A 17,805-nucleotide genomic window follows, 5' to 3' on the forward strand; every position below is an offset into this window, starting at 1 on the left:
ACTCATCGCAAGTGTCTGCCTCTGGCCGACTGCTGCCTGTCGCGAATAGCTGCAGTCGGCCGACTTTTGCCGTTTGTGACGGGCAGGAATCGGCCAAAAGCGGACAACGATAGAAAAATAAATCTGAGCTGGTTTCTTTTAGATGATGCGCATGTTGAAGATGCAGAGTGGCTAGCTGTTGTCGAGTTGCGTAGGACGCGCTTGACCACTCCCCAGATTGCCAAAAAACAGGAGTAGATCACTACAGTTGGGTTCGCGATGGTAGTTTTCGATTGCTACCGTCTTCACAAGCTGGTGTATTGGTCTACGTTGAGGAAGCAAAAGGCCACTACCTACTCAGAGTTCAAGGATGACGTGCGCCATATCTAAGGCCGCCCCTTGGCTTGTTCCCTAACGTTTCCTCTCCACGGATGCGAGACATGATTGAATCGATCACCCTTTCCGGCATAGCAACCTACAGCCCTGTAACCTCCGAAACGATTCAAAACCTGAAGGCTGTGAACTACTTCTACGGTGCAAACGGAGCAGGCAAGACAACGATCAGCAGGCTGATAAACAACCCAGCGCTATCAGCTACCTCCAGGGTCACGTGGGCGAAGGGCGATCCGATTCCGGCAATGGTCTACAACAACGATTTCATCGCTTCGAATTTCACTGACTCGAAGCAGTTCAAAGGTGTGTTCACGCTGGGCCAGGCCGAGCAGTCGCAACTTGATCACCTGGAAGAGCTCAAGAAGGAAAGAGACCGCCACGCGCTATTCAAAACCAGAGCGCAAGAAAACCTGAATGGTCCAGACGGTAAGAGCGGGAAGATCGCCGAAAAAAATGCCCTGGAAGAAAAACTGGTAGGACGGTGTTGGGAACAAAAGCAGAAGCACGATGATGAGTTTCACGGGGCTTTTAAAGGCCTAAGAAATAACAGGGAGGCCTTCAAAAATAGGGTTCTGCAGGAGAGCAAAAGCAACACCTCCCCGTTGGTTGATATCGAAGACCTGCGCAAACGCGCAAACGTACTTTATGGTGACGCACCATTACCCATGAATGCTGTCTCCGATCTTGACCTGTCTCGCTTGGTCGCGCTTGAGCAAAACCCTGTCCTAGGTAAGAAAATCGTCGGCAAAGAAGATGTCAATGTATCTGCGATGATCCAGCACTTGGGGAACAGTGACTGGATTAGACAAGGTATGAAGTACTTGGGCCATACCGACGATGACTGTCCTTTCTGTCAACAGAAATTGCCGCATGAGTTCGAAAAAAGCCTTGAGGATTATTTCGACGAAACATTCGAAGCTGAAACTAGAGCTCTTTCGCAGTTTCGGGATACTTATAACGCAATAGCAGATGGTCTGTTAGCCCAGGCTCAATCAGTCCTGGCCACGGATTGTTCGCATCTAGATAAAGAGAAACTTGATCTTGAATTGCAGGCCCTGAATGCAATCATGTTGCTGAACAGGCAACGCATCGAACACAAGGTGGCTAGCCCTAGTATTGACGTGGAGTTGGAAGGTCTTGCAGAAATTCCGCTTAGAGTTTCTGAGCTGATCAATTCAGCTAACCTCAAGGTATCTGAACATAATCGTCTTGTTTCCGGGTTCTCCGTTGAGCAGCATAAGTTAACAGATGCGGTGTGGCGGTATCTTCTGGATGTTGAGCTTAAGGACACTCTTGCTGATTACACTAAAGATGTGGGTCGCGTGGGCAAAGCAATTGATGGCATCACTGCAAGCGTTGATAAGGCAACGGTAGATATATCCACAGTTGACGCAGAAATTGCAAAGATTGAAACTTTGCTGACAAGTGTGAGACCTACTGTCATTGCGATCAATAAAATCCTGAAAGACTTTGGGTTTCGGAGCTTCTCCCTAGATCCTGCGTGTGCCGATAATTCATATCGCCTGATCAGAAGCGATGGAACTGATGCTAAAGCAACGCTCAGCGAAGGCGAAAAGACCTTCGTTACTTTCCTGTACTTCTATCATTTGCTTAGGGGAAGTATCTCGACCTCAGGTATCAGTACTGATCGAATAGTCGTCATTGATGACCCGGTTTCAAGCTTGGATAGCGATGTGTTGTTCATCGTGAGCAGCTTGATCAAAAAGCTCTTTCACGAGGTTCGCCAGAAGGGGAACAACCTAAAACAGGTCTTTGTCCTGACCCATAACGTCCACTTTCATAAAGAAATTACCTTTAACCCCCAGAGGGCTGGAGATGCTTCTATTAAGGATGAGACGTTTTGGGTAGTACGCAAGCCCGATCATTTCTCGAAGATTGAAGGCTTTGAGAACAATCCGATTAAGACGTCCTATCAGTTGCTATGGGCAGAGTTGACGAAAAAACCATTGCCGGCGCTTACCATTCAAAATACCATGCGTAGGATTTTGGAGAACTACTTCAAAATTTTAGGAAACATAGATACGCATATCATCATCGACAAGTTCGAAGGCCAGGAGAAGGTTCAGTGTCAATCATTAATTAGTTGGGTTAACGACGGATCCCACTATTCGCCAGATGATCTATACGTGGCAATAAGCGATGGTATGGCACACAGCTATATGAAGATCTTCTTCAAGGTCTTTAAGGCTATGGAACATATGCCTCATTATAAAATGATGATGGGACGAGACTTTGTTGATTTAGATCCTGTAGAGGATGAGCCAGAAGATGAGAAGTTGTTCGGAATTACTGGCGGCACTGCAGTTGGGGAGGATGCACTTATCGTTGTTTCCGGGGAGTCTGGTAACGTAGGCGCTGTCGAGCCATTGCGCACTGCTGCGTCCTTGGTGATCCCCATTGTAGCGCAGTCTCCTAAGCCATTCTCAGCTGGGGCCGATGGTTCGGATACTGATATCCCATTCTGAGTCGCTTGATCATGAGCTGGCGTGCTTGGTGGTACGCCGGTTCAAGAGCTTCTGCCTCGGTCTGATAATCGCCATATCTATATGAGTTATCCCCGGCTCTGTAGGCGCCTCTAAATCTCAAAATAGAGCCTTGGTGAACGTCCGCTTCTGGCCGTTAGTGGACGCTCAGGTTCTTTAGTCTCAAGCACAATCCCACGTCCAATCGAGGAGAGGCATACCGATAGCGCGTCTCAGATTTCCCGACAAAAAGGTAGGGCTACGGAAGCGATCCGAAAAATTGCGGAAGCGATGCCCAAATCGCAGCCAATAAAAAACCCCGTAGACGTTAATCTACGGGGTTTCTAAGAGTGGAGGCCGAGGTCGGAATCGAACCGGCGTAGGCGGATTTGCAATCCGCTGCATAACCATTTTGCTACTCGGCCTCAAACGATCAATGTCCTGACTGCTGACACTCACCGCGTAAAAACTTGAGTGGACGGTAAAGCCCTGCCTCTACTCTAACTCATTGAATACATTGAAGTTTTTAATGCTTCGATGCGTTCGATGGGCGCCATTATGTACGTATTTGCCAATGCGTGCAACCCCTTGATTTCAAAAATATTTCGTATTGGCATCAAGGGGTTGCGTGGCTGCCCTACTCTTTGATGTGCAGGTGTTGGTACTGCGGGTCGGCCTTGATTTGGGCTTCGGTGAAGGGCAGCGGGCTGAGTTTTTTCTGGGAAAAGGCTTGGGTCTGGTCCTTGGCGTGTTTGGACGCTGGGTTGCTCGACTCGGAGAACGCGAGTACGCCTTGGGCATGGGGCCCCTGGTCGTCGAAGGTGACGATTTGCAGGTAGCTGGTGCCGCTGACGACTTCGCGCTTGCCGTCGTCGCGGGGTACGGTTTGCATGGCGTTGTAGATCCCCAGTTCCTGCGGCCCGCCGTGGATCGGGGTTTGGCCGGAGACTTGGAGGTCGCCCCAAGTGCTGTTGGCAGTCAGGCCGAGTTTGGCGACGTCGGCGGTGGACGCCAGCATGGCTTCGCGCAGGGCTTTGGCGACATCCGTGCGGTCGATGGCGAGGCCGCGTGGGGTGGTGAGGGGCTGAGCCGGGTCGAAGGCGACACGCCAGGCGTCGGGGATCTGCTGCAGATGCTCCACCAGGTTAATGAAGTGCACCAGGCCGATGCCGCTGTCGAGGTTGGCGCGTTGGTCCCAGCTTTTCAGGCGGGCGCACAAGGGCTGCAGGGTGGTGGCGTCGGCATCGAGGTGTGTGGCGCAGAAGGCGAGCAGGTCCGGCATGACTTGGCCGGCCAGGTACACCTCGTTGTCCATCACCATGTTTTGCAGGTCGGTGACGCTGATCGGTTTATCCAGGGACTGCAGGCGCTGCAGGGCAAAACGCGCACGCGGGCCGAGGCCGATGTGGTCCTGGCTGATCACTGGGGAGAACCCGGTGAGCGGCGCCTTGGGGTTGGCCAGCCAGGCCGAGTCGTTGGAGTGCTGCACGAAGTCGGTGCGTTGCAGCTGCGGCAGTTGGTCGGCCGGGAAGATGCCGGCCTGCGCGGCGCGCGGGTCGACGTCCCAGGCGCAGGCGCTGTGGGCGCCGTCGAGCATGATCATCTGCAGGCCGGCACGTGGGTCGCTGCATTGCGCGAGCTTGGCCGCGCTGACGTTGGGCACCACCGACTGGTTCATGTACAGGCTCTGGCCCTGGTCGTCGGCGGCCACGGTGTTGACCCATGGTATGCCTTGCAGGGTGTGAACCGAGGTTTTCAATTGGTCGAGGCTGCCGGCGCGGTTCATCGCGTACCACTGTTGCAGCACGCGGTCGTTGCCGAGGTTGGCGTCACGCAGGCTGAAGGCGTAGCGGTTGTCCCAGTCGAGTTTGCCCGGCCATTGCACCACCGGGCCGAATTGCGAGCTATAGACGGTGTGCGACTGCCCCTTGAGGCTGCCATCAGCTTGTTTGACCTGCACCGTCACCGTGGTTTTATCCATGGCAACGGATTTGCCATCGAGCATATAGCGCGTGGAATCCTTCGGGTCCAGGGTCAGTCGATACAAGGTGAAGTGTTTGGACGTGTCCACGGTGTGGGTCCACGCCACATGCTGATTGAAGCCGATATTGATCACCGGCAAACCCGGCAGCGCGGCGCCCATAACATCCAGTTGGCCGGGGATGGTCAGGTGCATTTCATAAAAGCGCATGCCGCCCACCCACGGGAAGTGCGGGTTGGCCAGCAGCATGCCGCGTCCATTGAACGAGCGATCACGGCCCACCGCCACGGCGTTACTGCCGCGATCGAAGGCGAAGCGTTGCTGATTGGCGACGGCCAGTTCAAAGGCCTGGGCGTTGGTCGCTACACCGGTGGTGGTTTGGGGCGGCGTCGCGCCGACCAGGGCTTCAGCGAATTGGCCGACACCACCTTCCACCAATAGCCTACGGGTCAGCTTGACCAAGTCTTCAGGCACCAGTGGCCGCACCCACGCGGCCTGGCACTGTGCCGGAGCGCCCTGCTCTTTCAGGTAGCGGTTGTAGCCGGCCACGTAACCTTCGATGCGCTGCTGGATCTGCGGGCTCTGCGCCTTCCAGAACGCGGCGACCGATTCCGGCGTATTCAGCCACGTGAAGAAGACGTCACTGGCCAGGTTGTTGCGCGCTTCGAGGGTCACCTGCTCGGCGCCGAAGAACATGGCGCGCTCGCCATTTACCGTGACCACTTCATTGGCCAGCAGGCACAGGTTGTCCTGGGCGTAGGCGTAGCCAATGCCGAAGCCCAGGCCACGCTCATCGTTGGCGCGGATATGCGGCACGCCGTAACTGGTGCGACGGATATCCGCCGAGGCTTGCGTCACCTGTTCCCGCGCCGAAGCAGCCAGGCTCAACCCCAGCAACACTCCGACCATACCTACCCTGGACAACCCATTGGAAATAATCACGCAGACTCCACCGTCAGATTTAACCGTCTCACAAGGGGTAATAACCCCACCGTAAGAACGCAAACCAGCGGGGATAATTTAGCGCGAGGGGGCGTTTATTTAAGGCGGCGCGAATGTGACAAAACCGATACCGACAAAATTTCTACATTCGGGACTTCATGATTTTGCTCGCTCGTTCGTCTTATTAACCAAGAGCGCTCATTTTTTCCTGATCAGGCTCTGATAAGGAGTTTTTGCATGTATAACCCGCAAGTGCCCACGGATGGACATTCACCGGCTGCCGAGACCCGTTTTGGCAACGGCGCACAAGCATTCGACAAATCGCCCGAACAGCAAGGCAACCAGCGTATCCGCCACCTGCTCAAGTGTTTTGGCTTGCGCACCAGCCTGATCCGGCTGAAGGTCATCGACGCCCTGCTCACCGCCGCCGACAACCAGCGCACCCTTGGGGTACGCGGTGTGCACAGCCATCTGCTTGAGCTGGGCATCCCATTGTCGTTTCTCAGCGTGCGCGAGGTGCTCAAGCGCCTGTGCAGCGAGGGCGTGATCACCCTCAATGCGGATAAAACCTACACGCTCCATGAAGAGGCTGCCAAGGTGCTCGAAGGCCGGGCCTGACCCCCTTTAGAGCTTGACCTTGCGGCGCATGATGCCGTTGATCACCACCACGACCACTGCAACGGCAATGGCGATAGTCTGGAACGTCTTCTCACTGATGACCCCGGTGTTCTGCAAATAGGACAGGCCAAACATCGTCGCCAATACGGCCAGGGCAATCAGAATCGAATATTTCAAACGTTGCTTTTGTGTCATGACGGGTTCCTGAACCTGAAAAATGAAGCGCCGAACCTGCCCTGCACCCCAGGGTAAACAGGTCCGACAGGCGCTCATGTTACAGGCGATGAAAAACTTTGGCTCGGGCAATCAGCCAGTGTGCACCCAACGCTGGTGCAGCCAGCGCGCCAAGGCATCCAGCGCAAAACCCAACAGCCCGATCAGCAACACCATCGCCATCAGCTCCGAGTAAGCCAGCCGATCACGGGTATCGAGAATGTAATAGCCCAGCCCGGCACTGACCCCAAGCATTTCGCAGGGCACCAGCACGATCCACAAAATGCCGATGGCCAGGCGTACGCCGGTCAGCACGTGCCCGACCACACCGGGAATGATCACCCGGCGCAAGGTTTCCCAGCGCGTCGCACTCAAGCTGCTGCTCAGTTGCAGCCAACGCGGGTCCAACTGGCGCACGCCGGCAGCGGTGTTGAGCATGATCGGCCAGACGGCGGCAAACGCCAGCAGGAAATAGATCGGCTGGTCCCCTACCCCCATCAGCATCACCACGATGGGCATCCATGACAGCGGCGAAATCATGCGCAGGAATTGAAAGGCCGGCGTGGTCGCCGCTTCCAGCTTGCGCGAACTGCCGACCACCAACCCCAGCGGAACACCCACCAGCAACGCCAGGAACAGCCCGACGAAGATACGCTTGAGGCTCACCGCTATGTGCAGATACAGCTCACCGCGCCCCAGCAATTCCCACAAGCTCGTGAAGGTCGCGGCCACGGAAAAACGCGCAGACAACCCGTCAGTCGCGCCAAACACCTTCACCCCCAGCCACCAGAGCAACAACAACCCCGCCAGGCCACTCAGCCCGAGCAACCAGCCCGGGAGTTCACGGTTGTTCAAGCGCCGATCTCCTCATGCCGCTCGTAGCCGTCCGGCAAACCAAAGGTCTTCATGCCGCCCACAGCCTCGATAGCGTTACGCACGAAGCGGTCGTCCACCAAGTCCTTGGCGACGAATGCCGGGTCCAGGTCGGCGAGGAATTTCTTGTCGCCCTCGATCAGCGTGTCCTTCAGGCGACGTACCAGCTCCTCGGTGTAGCTGGGGAATGGGTAAGGTTGGAAATCGATGCGGTGTTCATCCCAATTCCCGTGCTGGATAGCACCGTCGGCCAGGTAAGCTGCGCGGTCGCCGGCGGCCGGCGCCAGCACCTTGCTCAATACCGGCTCGGCATGCGGGGTGTAGCGGTTCGGGCCGTCCTTGGACAGCAGCTTCACCGCCTCTTCGCGGTTGTCGCGGGTCCAGACCTGCGCCTTGACGATGGCGTTCACGACTTTCTGCGACCACTGCGGACGATTGGCCAAGTCGTGTTCGTGCATGAACACCACGCAGCACGCATGGTTGCGCCACACATCGCCGGTAAAGCGCTGCACACGGCCGACCTTGAGGTTTTCCGCCAGGGCATTAAACGGCTCGGCGACGATATAGCCGTCGATACGCTGGCTGGCCAGGGCCGGTGGCATGTCCGAAGGCGGCAACACAATCAGGTTGACCTCATTGGCCGCAATCACACTGCCCGCCGCCCGCGCCACGGGCGTGAGGCCGTTGTCGCGGAACAGCTGCTGCACCACCACGTTATGGATCGAATACCAGAACGGAATCGCCACCGATTTGCCGCCCAGTTGTTTCACGTCGGTAATGCCCGGCGCCACGGTCAAACCTGAACCACCCACATGGTTCCACGCCACGACCTTGGCCGGAACCTTGCTGCCGTAGCGCGCCCACACGGTCATCGGCGACAGCAGGTGAATCACATTGACCTGGCCCGAGATGAACGCCTCGATCACCTGCGCCCAACTGCGCAGCAGCACCGGGCGCTCGGCCTTGATGCCCTCGGCTTCGAACAGGCCGTTGTTGTGCGCCACCAACAGCGGCGTGGCGTCGGTGATCGGCAGGTAGCCGATGCGTACCGGCGCGTCCGGCTCACTGGCTGCGCGGGCTTGCAAGCTGCTGAGCAGCGGTAAGGCGCCGGCTGCGCTGAGCACGGCGGAGAGTTTGAGAAAATCGCGGCGCGAGTGAGTCAGGTCATCCAGGCACATGGACAGGCTCCAGCAGATCAAGGGGGTTGGATTGAGGGCGGCTCGCCTGCCGTAAGGTTTTAAGGATGTCGATACGCAGCGCGCCAATGGCCTCCACCTGTTCTTCCCGTGGTTGCGGCAGGTCGATCAGCCACTCGCCTAACGTCCGCGCCGGGCGGTTACCCAGTAACAGGATGCGATCGGACAGCAGCAGCGCTTCGTCAATGTCATGGGTGATCAGCACGGCCGCCGAGCCTTGCTCGCGGTTGACCTTGAGCAACAGATGCTGCATGTCGGCGCGGGTCACTTCATCCAGGGCGCCAAAGGGCTCATCCAGCAACAGCACCTGGGGCTGGCGCGCCAGGCAACGGGCCAATGCAGTGCGTTGGGCCATGCCGCCGGACAGTTGCGCCGGGAACTGCTGGCGCGCGTGTTCCAGGCCGACAGCCGCGATGGCATGGTCGATTCGGCGGCGGCGCTCGTCATGATCCAGATGCGGCTGACGGGCGAAATCCAGGCCGAAGGCGACGTTCTTTTCCAGGTTCAGCCAGGGCAGCAGGCTCGGGTCCTGGAACGCTACCGTTACGCGCGGATGAGGGCCATTCAAGGGCTCGCCCAACACGCGCACACTGCCGCCCTGGGGTGCCTGCAGACCGGCAAGTACCCGCAACAGGCTGGACTTGCCCACACCGCTGGGGCCGAGGATCGACACCACTTCGCCTGGCTGCAAGTGCAGGTCAAAGCCCTGCAACACCGGCCCACTGGCATACCCCAGGCAAATCCCCTGGGCGCTTAATACGGCATGTGTCATAGGTTGGCCTGACGCTGCAGCTCAGTACGCAATTGCACCAGGCTTGGGGTCACGATCGGCACAAACGCCGACTCGCGCCACCGCCGCGCAAAACCACTGCCGTGCGCCGTGAGGTAGGCCTTGCCGCCGCTGGCTTGCAACTCCAATTGCACGGCGCTGGCGGCGGTCTCCGCCAGGGCGATGCGCAGCTTGAACAACGGCACCGGTTCGGCGGCAAAACGTCCGGCGAGCAGACCGCTTTTCAAATCGCTGACCAACTGATCCAGGGTCGCGCGCAGGGTTTCCAGCTCTTCGCGAAGCACCGTGCGAGTCGCGCCCAAATGGTTGGCGACTTCCGCCAGGGAACGGCGCGTCAATCCGATGGACATCCCGCACTGCAAGCCCAGAAACGCCGGACGCACCGCTGGCAGGAATTTGCGTGCGTCTTCATGCAGCAACCAGTCGCGGCTCAGCTCCACGCCTTCCAGATCCAGTGCGGCCGTGTTGCTTGACTGCAAGCCGAGCAGATCCAGGTCGCCAGAACGCTGCAAGCCCGCCACCGAGTCAGGGATCGCCAGGATAAACGGCGCGCCACCCTCCGCCAGCTCGACGGCGGCCGCCGCGACAAAACCGCTCCTGCGCAGGTTGGTCACCCAATGCAGGCGGCCGTTGAGGGTCCAGCCATCGTTGGACGGTTCGGCGCTGATCTGCAAGGTCTCGATGCCCGACAAGAACTTCATCGCGTTGGATAGCCCCGTCGCCCCCGCCAGCTTGCCGCTGAGCAAATCCGGCAGCAGCTGTTCACGCAGCCGCGCATTCGGACTGTGGAGCAAATATTCGATAAACGAGCGCTGGCCCCAGCACACGAATGCCGCCGCCAGGGAATGACTGGCAACGTTGGCAATGGCTTCCACCGCCCCCGTCACATCGCCGCCCAGGCCGCCCAGTTGAGTCGGCACGCCGATACGCAATACGTTGGCCTCTGCCAGCCGTGGCAGCACTTCCTGTGGATCGCAACTGCCCACGTCCAAGGCTTGCGCCTGGACATCGAGCCAACGGCTCAAGATTGGGTCAAGCATTCCTGTTTCTCCTTTTGCAGCAGGTGGACCCACTTCAGCTTGCCGGTTTTTCCCAACGGTATTGCGCCAGCTCCGGGTTCAACGGGGTACGCGCAAACACGTTAGCGAAGTTGCACAGGGTGGCCAGGCTCACACCCAGGATAACCTCCAGGGCCTGGCCTTCGGTGTAACCGGCGGCGCGGAACGCTTCGAAGCCTGCGTCACTGACATCGCCACGGGTGGCGATCACTTCACGGGTGAACGCGGCGAGTGTCTCATAGCGGGCGTTGGGCAGTTCGCCGCGCTGGCGCAGGGCGTCGATGACCTCTTCAGGCAGTCTGGCTTTGTTACGCGCCACCGCAGTGTGGCCGGCCACGCAGAAATCGCAGCCGTGGGTGGTGGCGGCAATCAGTTGCACCACTTCGCGATCGGCCAGGCTCAATTCGGCCTTGGCGTTCAAGCCGGAAACGGTAATGTAGGTTTCCAATGCAGCCGGGGCATTGGCCAACACCGCAAGCAAATTAGGAATGAAGCCGGAGCCCTTAAGTGCATTTTCCAGAAAAGGCTTGGCCGCTTCAGGCGCAGTTTCAAGGGTGAGCAAGGGTACACGGGACATGGAGGTGTCTCCTGATGGGTTCGTGTACTAAGTCTGTTGGTTATAAAAAATCGCCTCAATAGTCTAAAGTAGCGATTACTTGCTCTTGAGTCTTTCCCTTAGATGAATTCGTCCAGTGCACTTGTCGATTGGTTATTAGACAGCCTTGAACTCGACACCAGCCTGTTCCATGTGGGTCGCTACTGCGGCGATTGGCATGCGAGCACCCATGGCCTGGCGAGCGCGAGTTTCCACCTGATCGTACAGGGCCGGTGCTGGCTGCATATCGACGGCGACACCACAGCCCATCGGCTGGACAACGGCGATGCGGTGTTCCTGTTGCGCGACTTGGAATATCGCCTCTCCGGCGAACCCACGGCGGCGGGCGCGCAGGAATGTCCCCGCGTGCCAATGGTGCCCCTGGACAGCGCCGCCAACGATGGCGTCGGCCTGGTGTGTGGTTTTTTTCACTTCCAGTCCGGTTTGTCAGCGATGATCGTCGACACCCTGCCCGCGTGGATCATCTTGCGTGCGGGCGATCCCTCTCTGACCGCCGCGCGCAACCTGTTCGAACTGATCCTGCAAGAATGCGAGCGCTTGCCTGCGCCCTCTTCCGCGTTGCTTGAACGGCTTTGCCACCTGCTGTTTCTGTACGTCCTGCGGCAACAGGTGCTGGACAACAGCGCACTGGGTGGCCTGGCCGCGCTGGCGCGGCAGCCGGCGTTTGCCGACCTGCTGGAACAGTTGATCGCCCGCCCGGCCGATGCCTGGACCCTGGAAAGCATGGCCGCCTGCACCGGGTTGTCGCGCTCGGCGTTTTTCAAGCGCTTCAATGAACTGTGCGGACAATCGCCGGGGCAGGTGCTGTTGATGATGCGCATGCGCCATGCCTGCCAGTTGTTCAAGCAGAACCAGACGGTGGCGGATGTTGCAGTGGCGGTGGGTTATCAGTCGGTGGCGGCGTTTACCCGGGCGTTTCACAAAGTGACTGGGCAACAGCCTGGCGCTTATCGCAAGGCACAGGCTTAGCGCCGCAACCCGGTGCCGGGCGTGGCGCAGAGTTCGACCAGCCAGTCCACGAACACCCGTACGCGCAGGGACAGTTGACGATGCGGCGGGTAGAGGGCCGAGAGCGCCATTTTCGGTACCGCCAACCGTGGCAACACCTCCACTAACGTCCCCGCGGCCAGTTGGCGCATGGCGTGATAATGCGGCGCCTGGATCAAGCCGAACCCAGCCTCGCAGGCCGCGAAGTAGCCATCGGAACTGTTCACCGCCAGGCCCTTTGGCAGGTTGACGGTCTGCCATTCGCCACCCACCTCGAACTCCAGGCCAAACCGTTTGCCACTGGCGCTGGAGACGTACTCGACCATCTGATGGTTGGCCAGGTCTTCAAAAGACGTGGGAACACCCCTGCGCTGCAGGTAGCAGGGACTTGCCAGGGTCAGTTGATCCATCATTGCCAGAGGCCGCGCCACCAGCGATTCATCCAGGGCCAGGCCACCGCGCAGCACGCAGTCCACACCCTCGCGGATCAGGTCCACGGGGCGGTCATTGAGGCCAATCTCCAACTCGATCTGCGGATACCGCGCGGTGAAGTCCGGCAATGCCGGGATCACGATCAAACGGCCGATGCCCGAGGGCATATCCACGCTCAAAGTCCCACGTGGACTCTGGCGGCTGGTGGAAAACACCGCTTCAGTTTCCTCAAGGTCCGACAGCAATTGCACGCAGCGCTGGTAATACGCGGCCCCATCCAGTGTAGGGCTGACCTGCCGCGTGGTGCGTTGCAACAGCTGTACGCCAAGGTGCGCCTCCAATTGCTTGATCAGCACCGTCACCGAGGCGCGGGGCAGTTGCAGGCTGTCGGCAGCCTTGGCAAAGCCACGCAGTTCGACGATCCGGGTGAACACGCGCATCGCGTTGAAACGGTCCAAACGCCGGCTCCTTGAGCTGATTATTTAGAAATTACGAACAGTGTTAGCGCTTTTAGCCGGTTTATCCCGATTTTGTCCAGCGTGACAATGCAGGCCTTCTCAACAAGGAGTTCCCCCATGCACACTCGCCAACTCGGTAACAACGGTCCCCTCGTCTCCGCCATCGGCCTCGGCTGCATGGGCATGAGCGATTTCTATACCCCCGGCAGCGACACGCGGGAAGCCACTGCAACGCTGCACCGCGCCTTGGAACTGGGCGTCAGCTTTCTCGATACCGCCGATATGTACGGCCCTCACACCAATGAACAATTAATCGGCAAAGCCATCGCCGGCAAGCGTGACCAAGTGTTCCTGGCCAGCAAGTTCGGCATCGTGCGCGACCCGGCACACCCGGCAGCGCGTGGCGTGGATGGCCGGCCGGAGTACATCCGCGAAGCCATCAACGGCACCCTGCAGCGGCTCGGTGTGGAGACGCTGGATTTGTACTACCAACACCGTATCGACCCACAGGTTGCTATCGAAGAAACCGTTGGTGCCATGGCCGAGCTGGTGCAACAGGGCAAAGTGCGCTACCTGGGCTTGAGCGAAGCCTCGGCCGCCACCCTGGAGCGCGCCCACAAGGTGCACCCGATCAGCGCCCTGCAAAGCGAGTATTCGCTGTGGAGCCGCGACCAGGAACACAACGGCTGCCTCGCCGCCTGCCAACGCTTAGGCATTGCGTTTGTGCCCTACAGCCCGCTGGGCCGTGGTTTTCTGACCGGCGCACTGCAAAGCCCGGACGACTTCGGCGCCGATGACTACCGTCGCTTCAGCCCGCGCTTCCAGGGCGAAAACTTCGGCAGAAACCTGCAGTTGGTGAAGCAGGTACAGGCCTTGGCAGCCGACAAAGGTGTGAGCGCCGGGCAACTCGCGCTGGCCTGGGTATTGGCCCAGGGTGACTTCATCATTCCGACTCCCGGCACCAAGCAGCGTAAGTATCTGGAAGAGAATGTGGCAGCCCTCGCGATCAGCCTCAGCCCGGCCGAATTGGCAACGCTGGAGGCGATCTTCCCCGTTGAAGCGACCGCCGGCCTGCGCTACCCGGAAGCGGTGATGGCCATGCTGGATATCTGAACGAAGGAGCGCCCTCAACAGGCGCTCGCTTTTCTTGCACGATCGTACCTCAAGCTCTTTCCACCCAGGCCGATAGCCCTACGAAGCTCTAACAAAGCCGCGTCGATAATAAACGCTTCGTAAGGACGACCCCATGCCCCCACTGCGCTCCATCCAAGCCCGCTATACCCTGTTCCTGGTGCTGTTCGTCCTGGTGTTATTTGTGTTGACCGTCGTGGGCATCGGCCAGTTGGTCGCCCCCACGCTGCGTCACACCGAAGAGCAGGTGGTGCTCAACCGCATCGCCGAGGTGGCTGAACAGATCCAGGGCGAGCTGAACAAGGTTCAGTCCCAGCAACGCAGCATTACCCAGACCGTTCCTTTGCTCGACAGCGATGCCATCGACAAGGTCCTGCCTGGCCTGGTCGACCAGTATGGCGAGCTGAAAGTCTTCGGTGGCGGGATCTGGCCGCTGCCTAACCAGCGCACACCGGGGCGCAACAAACACAGCACCTTCTGGCACCGCGACGCCTCGGGCAAATTGGCGGTGAATACCTTCTGGAACAGCGACCCCGCCCCCAACTACTACGACCAGAGCTGGTACAAAGGCGGCCTGGCCTCGCCACGCGGCCAGTGCGCCTGGGCCGCCGCCTACAAGGACGACGCCAGCCAGGAGCCGCGCACCAACTGCGCCATGGCCATCCAGCGCGACGGCGTGCCCTATGGCGTCGCCACCATCGACGTGACCCTGGGCTTTTTCAATGACCTGGTGGCCAGCAAAGAGAAAGACATCGGCGGGCAAATGCTGATCGTCGAAGGCGACGGCAAGATCATCAGCAACAGCACGCGTATCAGCAGCCCGGTGGTGCTCAAGAACATCAGCGAACTCACCGGCACCTCCGCGTTCGCCGCCCAGGTCAGCAAAGCCCTGGCCCAACGCGACCAGGCGCTGCAACGCAGCGAGTTCGACAACCAGGGCGTGGCCAGCACCTTTTATATGCGCCCGATCGCAGGCACACCGTGGTTCCTTGCCACCGCCCTGCCTACCGCGTTGATTACCGCCCAGCGCGATGACGTTCTCGGCACCCTGGCCCTGTTGCAAATCCCCATGGTGCTGTTGTTGGTGCTGCTCGCCGTGTATGCGATCCGTCAACTGGTGCAGCGCATGAAGTCGCTGAAAACCAATATCGACGCACTGTCCACCGGCGATGCCGACCTTACGCGACGCATCACCATTCGCGCTGAAGACGAACTGGGTGCCATCGGCCACTCGGTAAACCGCTTTATCGTCTACCTGCAGAACATGATTGGCGAAGTCACCCAAGCAACCGGCGCCATGTCGTCGAGCCTTGAACAACTGCAGCGGACCTCGGCGCACACCAACCAGATCCTGGTGCGGCATGCCTCGGAGACCGACCAGACGGTCACGGCCATCACCGAGATGAGCTCCACTGCTGACACCGTCGCGCAAAACGCCGCCGAAACCGCCGCGTTCACCCAGCGTGCCAATGAGCATGCCGACCGTTCCCGCGTCGTCGTGGGTGAAGCGTCCAACAGCGTCAGCGCCTTGATTGGCGAAGTGTCCAGCGCCACCCACAGCGTGGAAAACATGCGCCAGGACGCGGCGCGCATTACCGAAACCCTTGGCGTAATCGGTGCGATCGCCGGCCAGACCAACCTGCTCGCCCTTAACGCCGCCATCGAAGCTGCGCGCGCAGGCGAGCAGGGTCGTGGATTTGCAGTAGTGGCCGACGAGGTCCGCGCGCTCGCCGCACGCACTCAGGCCAGCACCTCGCAGATCAACGAAATGCTCACGCGCCTGACTGCCGGCGTCAGCTCCTCGGTAGCGGCCATGGAAAACACCCAGGCCAGCTGCCAGTCGGCGGCGGATGCCACGGCGCGGGTGAACACCGGCCTGGATGAAATGGCCGGCTCTGTCAGCCACATCAACAACCTCAGCACCCAGATCGCCACGGCGGCCGAGCAGCAAAGCGCGGTAACCGAGGAGATCAACCGAAGCATGGTGCAGATCCGACAAATGGTCGAAGAGCTGGTGCAGAGCGGCCATGCCACCGAAACCAACACGCAAAGCCTGTTGGATGCGAATGGTCGGGTAATCGCGCTGATGGGTCGATTCAAAGTGCGCTGATAAACGGCTGAAACACTCCCGTGCAATGTGCGGGAGTGGGACTATTCTGACAGCTCCTAGTCGCAACACAGGAGGTGTGCCATGCGAGCTGCCGAGCAGGCGGTCCGTTTGGAGCGGATCAGTCAGGAACGCTTTATCAAGGCCCCCATCGATGCTGTCTATGACTATGTGACCCAACCGGATCGCTGGCACGAATGGCATCCCACATCCCTCAGTGCCGATACCGGCACCACCGGCTCACTGCCTGCGGGTGCGCGCTTCACCGAGTTCATCGACTTGCTGGGGGTCCGCGTCCCCATGAGTTACCGTGTGCAGATCGCCCGGCGCCCTCGCGAATTCAAGACGGTGTTCACCTCCCTGGCCGTTGATGGTTCCATCCACTACTTCCTGCTGCCCCATCAGGGCGGCACGCTGTTCAAGCGGGTGCTGACCTACGAGACCGAGCTGCAATTGGCCACCTTGCATGAGCGCATGATCGAGTTGTCGGCCGTCGCCCTCGATCAGCTCAAACACCGGTTGGAAAACCCACCCTTCGTATAATTTGGAAACATTCCCACCGGCCAGGCGCTGGCTTGCCTGCGATGACAGCGTCATGATCGCCGCCATCCCAACGGCCATCTCCTACACGCGAGTTTCTATGAAAACCACATTGCGCCTGGCCCTGCTGTCAGCCCTCTTCACCACTACCCTGGCCCAAGCTGCCGAGCTGATCCCCATCGACGTGCACCGCGACGCCAACTGCGGTTGCTGCAAAAAATGGATCAGCCACCTGCAAAGCAATGGCTTTAAGGTCAATGACCACGTCGAAGCCGACATGAGCGCCGTCAAGCAACGCCTGGGCGTGGCGCCGCGCCTGGGTTCGTGCCACACGGCCGTGATCGACGGCAAGTTCGTCGAAGGCCATGTGCCTGCCGAACAGGTGCTGGCCTTGCGCAAACGTGACGACCTGCTGGGCGTCGCCGCGCCGGGCATGCCCATGGGCTCACCCGGCATGGAAGTCGAAGGCCGCAGCGAGGCCTATCAAGTCATCGGCCTGACCCGCGAGGGCAAAGACGTGGTGGTGGCTGAATACCCGGCGCAATGATCGCGGGCTATCTGGGGTTATTCTTCGCCGCCTTTGGCGCCGCGACACTGCTGCCACTGCAATCGGAAGCCGTGCTGGTGGGCTTGCTGCTCAGCGGGCATTACAGCCTGTGGCTGTTGCTGGGCATTGCCACGCTGGGCAATGTGCTGGGCTCGGTGGTGAACTGGTGGCTGGGGCGCTGGGTTGAGCACTTCAAGACACGACGCTGGTTTCCCGTCAGCGACAAACAGTTGGACAAGGCTCGCAATCATTACGAGCGCTGGGGGCATTGGACGCTGTTGCTCAGTTGGGTGCCGATCATTGGCGACCCGCTGACCCTGGTGGCTGGGGTGATGCGCGAGCCGTTATGGCGATTCCTATTGCTGGTGACCCTGGCCAAAAGCGTGCGTTATGGCGTCCTGGCTGCCGTGGCGTTGCAATGGGTGTTAATCCCCACTTAATCGTCTCGCAACAGCATCCGA

General features: G+C 59.3%; 16 protein-coding genes and 1 tRNA gene. 8 read left to right on the forward strand and 9 right to left on the reverse strand.

Annotated features, from left to right (window positions below; all coding sequences use genetic code 11):
- Nucleotides 1–419 precede the first annotated feature (419 nt).
- Nucleotides 420–2,858, forward strand: coding sequence for an AAA family ATPase (locus BMZ57_RS18420; RefSeq protein WP_010210254.1), 2,439 nt, complete (start codon nucleotides 420–422; stop codon nucleotides 2,856–2,858).
- 348 nt (nucleotides 2,859–3,206) lie between these two features.
- On the opposite strand, the gene BMZ57_RS18425 is transcribed toward BMZ57_RS18420, so the two are convergent.
- A tRNA-Cys gene (locus tag BMZ57_RS18425) sits at nucleotides 3,207–3,280 on the reverse strand.
- A 212-nt stretch (nucleotides 3,281–3,492) separates the two neighbouring features.
- Nucleotides 3,493–5,778 (reverse strand): bifunctional acylase PvdQ, encoded by a 2,286-nt coding sequence (gene pvdQ / locus BMZ57_RS18430; protein WP_069673021.1) that lies wholly within the window; start codon nucleotides 5,776–5,778, stop codon nucleotides 3,493–3,495.
- Nucleotides 5,779–6,015: 237 nt separating this feature from the next.
- Between pvdQ and BMZ57_RS18435 the strand changes: the two genes are divergently transcribed.
- Nucleotides 6,016–6,396, forward strand: coding sequence for a hypothetical protein (locus tag BMZ57_RS18435; protein WP_010210251.1), 381 nt, complete (start codon nucleotides 6,016–6,018; stop codon nucleotides 6,394–6,396).
- Nucleotides 6,397–6,402: 6 nt separating this feature from the next.
- Here BMZ57_RS18435 and BMZ57_RS18440 read toward each other — a convergent pair whose 3' ends face one another.
- The 6 genes from BMZ57_RS18440 to BMZ57_RS18465 all read right to left on the reverse strand — a co-directional run bounded on the left by BMZ57_RS18440 (nucleotide 6,403) and on the right by BMZ57_RS18465 (nucleotide 11,103).
- On the reverse strand, nucleotides 6,403–6,591 hold the full coding sequence (locus BMZ57_RS18440) for a hypothetical protein (RefSeq protein ID WP_010210250.1): 189 nt from the start codon (nucleotides 6,589–6,591) through the stop codon (nucleotides 6,403–6,405).
- A 111-nt stretch (nucleotides 6,592–6,702) separates the two neighbouring features.
- Nucleotides 6,703–7,464 carry an ABC transporter permease gene (locus tag BMZ57_RS18445; protein WP_010210249.1) on the reverse strand — a complete coding sequence of 254 codons (762 nt, stop codon included), beginning with the start codon at nucleotides 7,462–7,464 and terminating at the stop codon, nucleotides 6,703–6,705.
- Complete coding sequence (locus BMZ57_RS18450) at nucleotides 7,461–8,660, reverse strand: ABC transporter substrate-binding protein (protein WP_044287244.1); 1,200 nt, start codon at nucleotides 8,658–8,660, stop codon at nucleotides 7,461–7,463. Before BMZ57_RS18450 ends, BMZ57_RS18445 begins: the two co-directional genes overlap by 4 nt.
- On the reverse strand, nucleotides 8,647–9,450 hold the full coding sequence (locus BMZ57_RS18455) for an ABC transporter ATP-binding protein (RefSeq protein ID WP_069673020.1): 804 nt from the start codon (nucleotides 9,448–9,450) through the stop codon (nucleotides 8,647–8,649). The genes BMZ57_RS18450 and BMZ57_RS18455 overlap by 14 nt, the downstream gene beginning before the upstream one ends.
- Nucleotides 9,447–10,508: an acyl-CoA dehydrogenase family protein gene (locus BMZ57_RS18460; RefSeq protein WP_069673019.1), complete on the reverse strand. Its 1,062-nt coding sequence runs from the start codon at nucleotides 10,506–10,508 to the stop codon at nucleotides 9,447–9,449. Before BMZ57_RS18460 ends, BMZ57_RS18455 begins: the two co-directional genes overlap by 4 nt.
- A gap of 34 nt (nucleotides 10,509–10,542) precedes the next feature.
- On the reverse strand, nucleotides 10,543–11,103 hold the full coding sequence (locus BMZ57_RS18465; RefSeq protein WP_069673018.1) for a carboxymuconolactone decarboxylase family protein: 561 nt from the start codon (nucleotides 11,101–11,103) through the stop codon (nucleotides 10,543–10,545).
- A gap of 102 nt (nucleotides 11,104–11,205) precedes the next feature.
- On the opposite strand from BMZ57_RS18465, the gene BMZ57_RS18470 reads away from it, so the two are divergent.
- Nucleotides 11,206–12,111 (forward strand): AraC family transcriptional regulator, encoded by a 906-nt coding sequence (locus BMZ57_RS18470; RefSeq protein ID WP_069673017.1) that lies wholly within the window; start codon nucleotides 11,206–11,208, stop codon nucleotides 12,109–12,111.
- Here BMZ57_RS18470 and BMZ57_RS18475 read toward each other — a convergent pair.
- Nucleotides 12,108–13,019: a LysR family transcriptional regulator gene (locus BMZ57_RS18475; protein ID WP_042572296.1), complete on the reverse strand. Its 912-nt coding sequence runs from the start codon at nucleotides 13,017–13,019 to the stop codon at nucleotides 12,108–12,110. The two genes, BMZ57_RS18470 and BMZ57_RS18475, sit on opposite strands and share 4 nt — an antisense overlap.
- 117 nt (nucleotides 13,020–13,136) lie before the next feature.
- On the opposite strand from BMZ57_RS18475, the gene BMZ57_RS18480 reads away from it, so the two are divergent.
- The 5 genes from BMZ57_RS18480 to BMZ57_RS18500 all read left to right on the forward strand — a co-directional run bounded on the left by BMZ57_RS18480 (nucleotide 13,137) and on the right by BMZ57_RS18500 (nucleotide 17,784).
- Nucleotides 13,137–14,132, forward strand: coding sequence for an aldo/keto reductase (locus BMZ57_RS18480; RefSeq protein ID WP_069673016.1), 996 nt, complete (start codon nucleotides 13,137–13,139; stop codon nucleotides 14,130–14,132).
- 133 nt (nucleotides 14,133–14,265) lie between these two features.
- Nucleotides 14,266–16,260 carry a methyl-accepting chemotaxis protein gene (locus BMZ57_RS18485; RefSeq protein WP_010210236.1) on the forward strand — a complete coding sequence of 665 codons (1,995 nt, stop codon included), beginning with the start codon at nucleotides 14,266–14,268 and terminating at the stop codon, nucleotides 16,258–16,260.
- Between the two features lie 81 nt (nucleotides 16,261–16,341).
- Nucleotides 16,342–16,800: an SRPBCC family protein gene (locus BMZ57_RS18490; RefSeq protein ID WP_044287247.1), complete on the forward strand. Its 459-nt coding sequence runs from the start codon at nucleotides 16,342–16,344 to the stop codon at nucleotides 16,798–16,800.
- Nucleotides 16,801–16,897: 97 nt separating this feature from the next.
- Entirely contained in the window at nucleotides 16,898–17,344 is a 447-nt protein-coding gene (locus tag BMZ57_RS18495) for a DUF411 domain-containing protein (protein ID WP_044287248.1), read from the forward strand.
- Nucleotides 17,341–17,784 carry a YqaA family protein gene (locus BMZ57_RS18500; protein ID WP_010210225.1) on the forward strand — a complete coding sequence of 148 codons (444 nt, stop codon included), beginning with the start codon at nucleotides 17,341–17,343 and terminating at the stop codon, nucleotides 17,782–17,784. The genes BMZ57_RS18495 and BMZ57_RS18500 overlap by 4 nt, the downstream gene beginning before the upstream one ends.
- The last annotated feature ends 21 nt before the right edge of the window (nucleotides 17,785–17,805 follow it).

The organism is Pseudomonas simiae, assembly GCF_900111895.1.
GTDB lineage: Bacteria > Pseudomonadota > Gammaproteobacteria > Pseudomonadales > Pseudomonadaceae > Aquipseudomonas > Aquipseudomonas simiae.

Excerpts from the sequence above, each read along its gene's own strand:
- BMZ57_RS18440 (WP_010210250.1), bottom strand. The coding sequence starts at position 6,591 with ATGACACAAAAGCAACGTTTGAAATATTCGATTCTGATTGCCCTGGCC.
- BMZ57_RS18420 (WP_010210254.1), top strand. The coding sequence starts at position 420 with ATGATTGAATCGATCACCCTTTCCGGCATAGCAACCTACAGCCCTGTA.
- BMZ57_RS18460 (WP_069673019.1), bottom strand. The coding sequence starts at position 10,508 with ATGCTTGACCCAATCTTGAGCCGTTGGCTCGATGTCCAGGCGCAAGCC.
- BMZ57_RS18465 (WP_069673018.1), bottom strand. The coding sequence starts at position 11,103 with ATGTCCCGTGTACCCTTGCTCACCCTTGAAACTGCGCCTGAAGCGGCC.
- BMZ57_RS18450 (WP_044287244.1), bottom strand. The coding sequence starts at position 8,660 with ATGTGCCTGGATGACCTGACTCACTCGCGCCGCGATTTTCTCAAACTC.
- BMZ57_RS18500 (WP_010210225.1), top strand. The coding sequence starts at position 17,341 with ATGATCGCGGGCTATCTGGGGTTATTCTTCGCCGCCTTTGGCGCCGCG.
- BMZ57_RS18480 (WP_069673016.1), top strand. The coding sequence starts at position 13,137 with ATGCACACTCGCCAACTCGGTAACAACGGTCCCCTCGTCTCCGCCATC.
- BMZ57_RS18495 (WP_044287248.1), top strand. The coding sequence starts at position 16,898 with ATGAAAACCACATTGCGCCTGGCCCTGCTGTCAGCCCTCTTCACCACT.
- BMZ57_RS18470 (WP_069673017.1), top strand. The coding sequence starts at position 11,206 with ATGAATTCGTCCAGTGCACTTGTCGATTGGTTATTAGACAGCCTTGAA.
- BMZ57_RS18485 (WP_010210236.1), top strand. The coding sequence starts at position 14,266 with ATGCCCCCACTGCGCTCCATCCAAGCCCGCTATACCCTGTTCCTGGTG.
- BMZ57_RS18455 (WP_069673020.1), bottom strand. The coding sequence starts at position 9,450 with ATGACACATGCCGTATTAAGCGCCCAGGGGATTTGCCTGGGGTATGCC.
- BMZ57_RS18490 (WP_044287247.1), top strand. The coding sequence starts at position 16,342 with ATGCGAGCTGCCGAGCAGGCGGTCCGTTTGGAGCGGATCAGTCAGGAA.
- BMZ57_RS18435 (WP_010210251.1), top strand. The coding sequence starts at position 6,016 with ATGTATAACCCGCAAGTGCCCACGGATGGACATTCACCGGCTGCCGAG.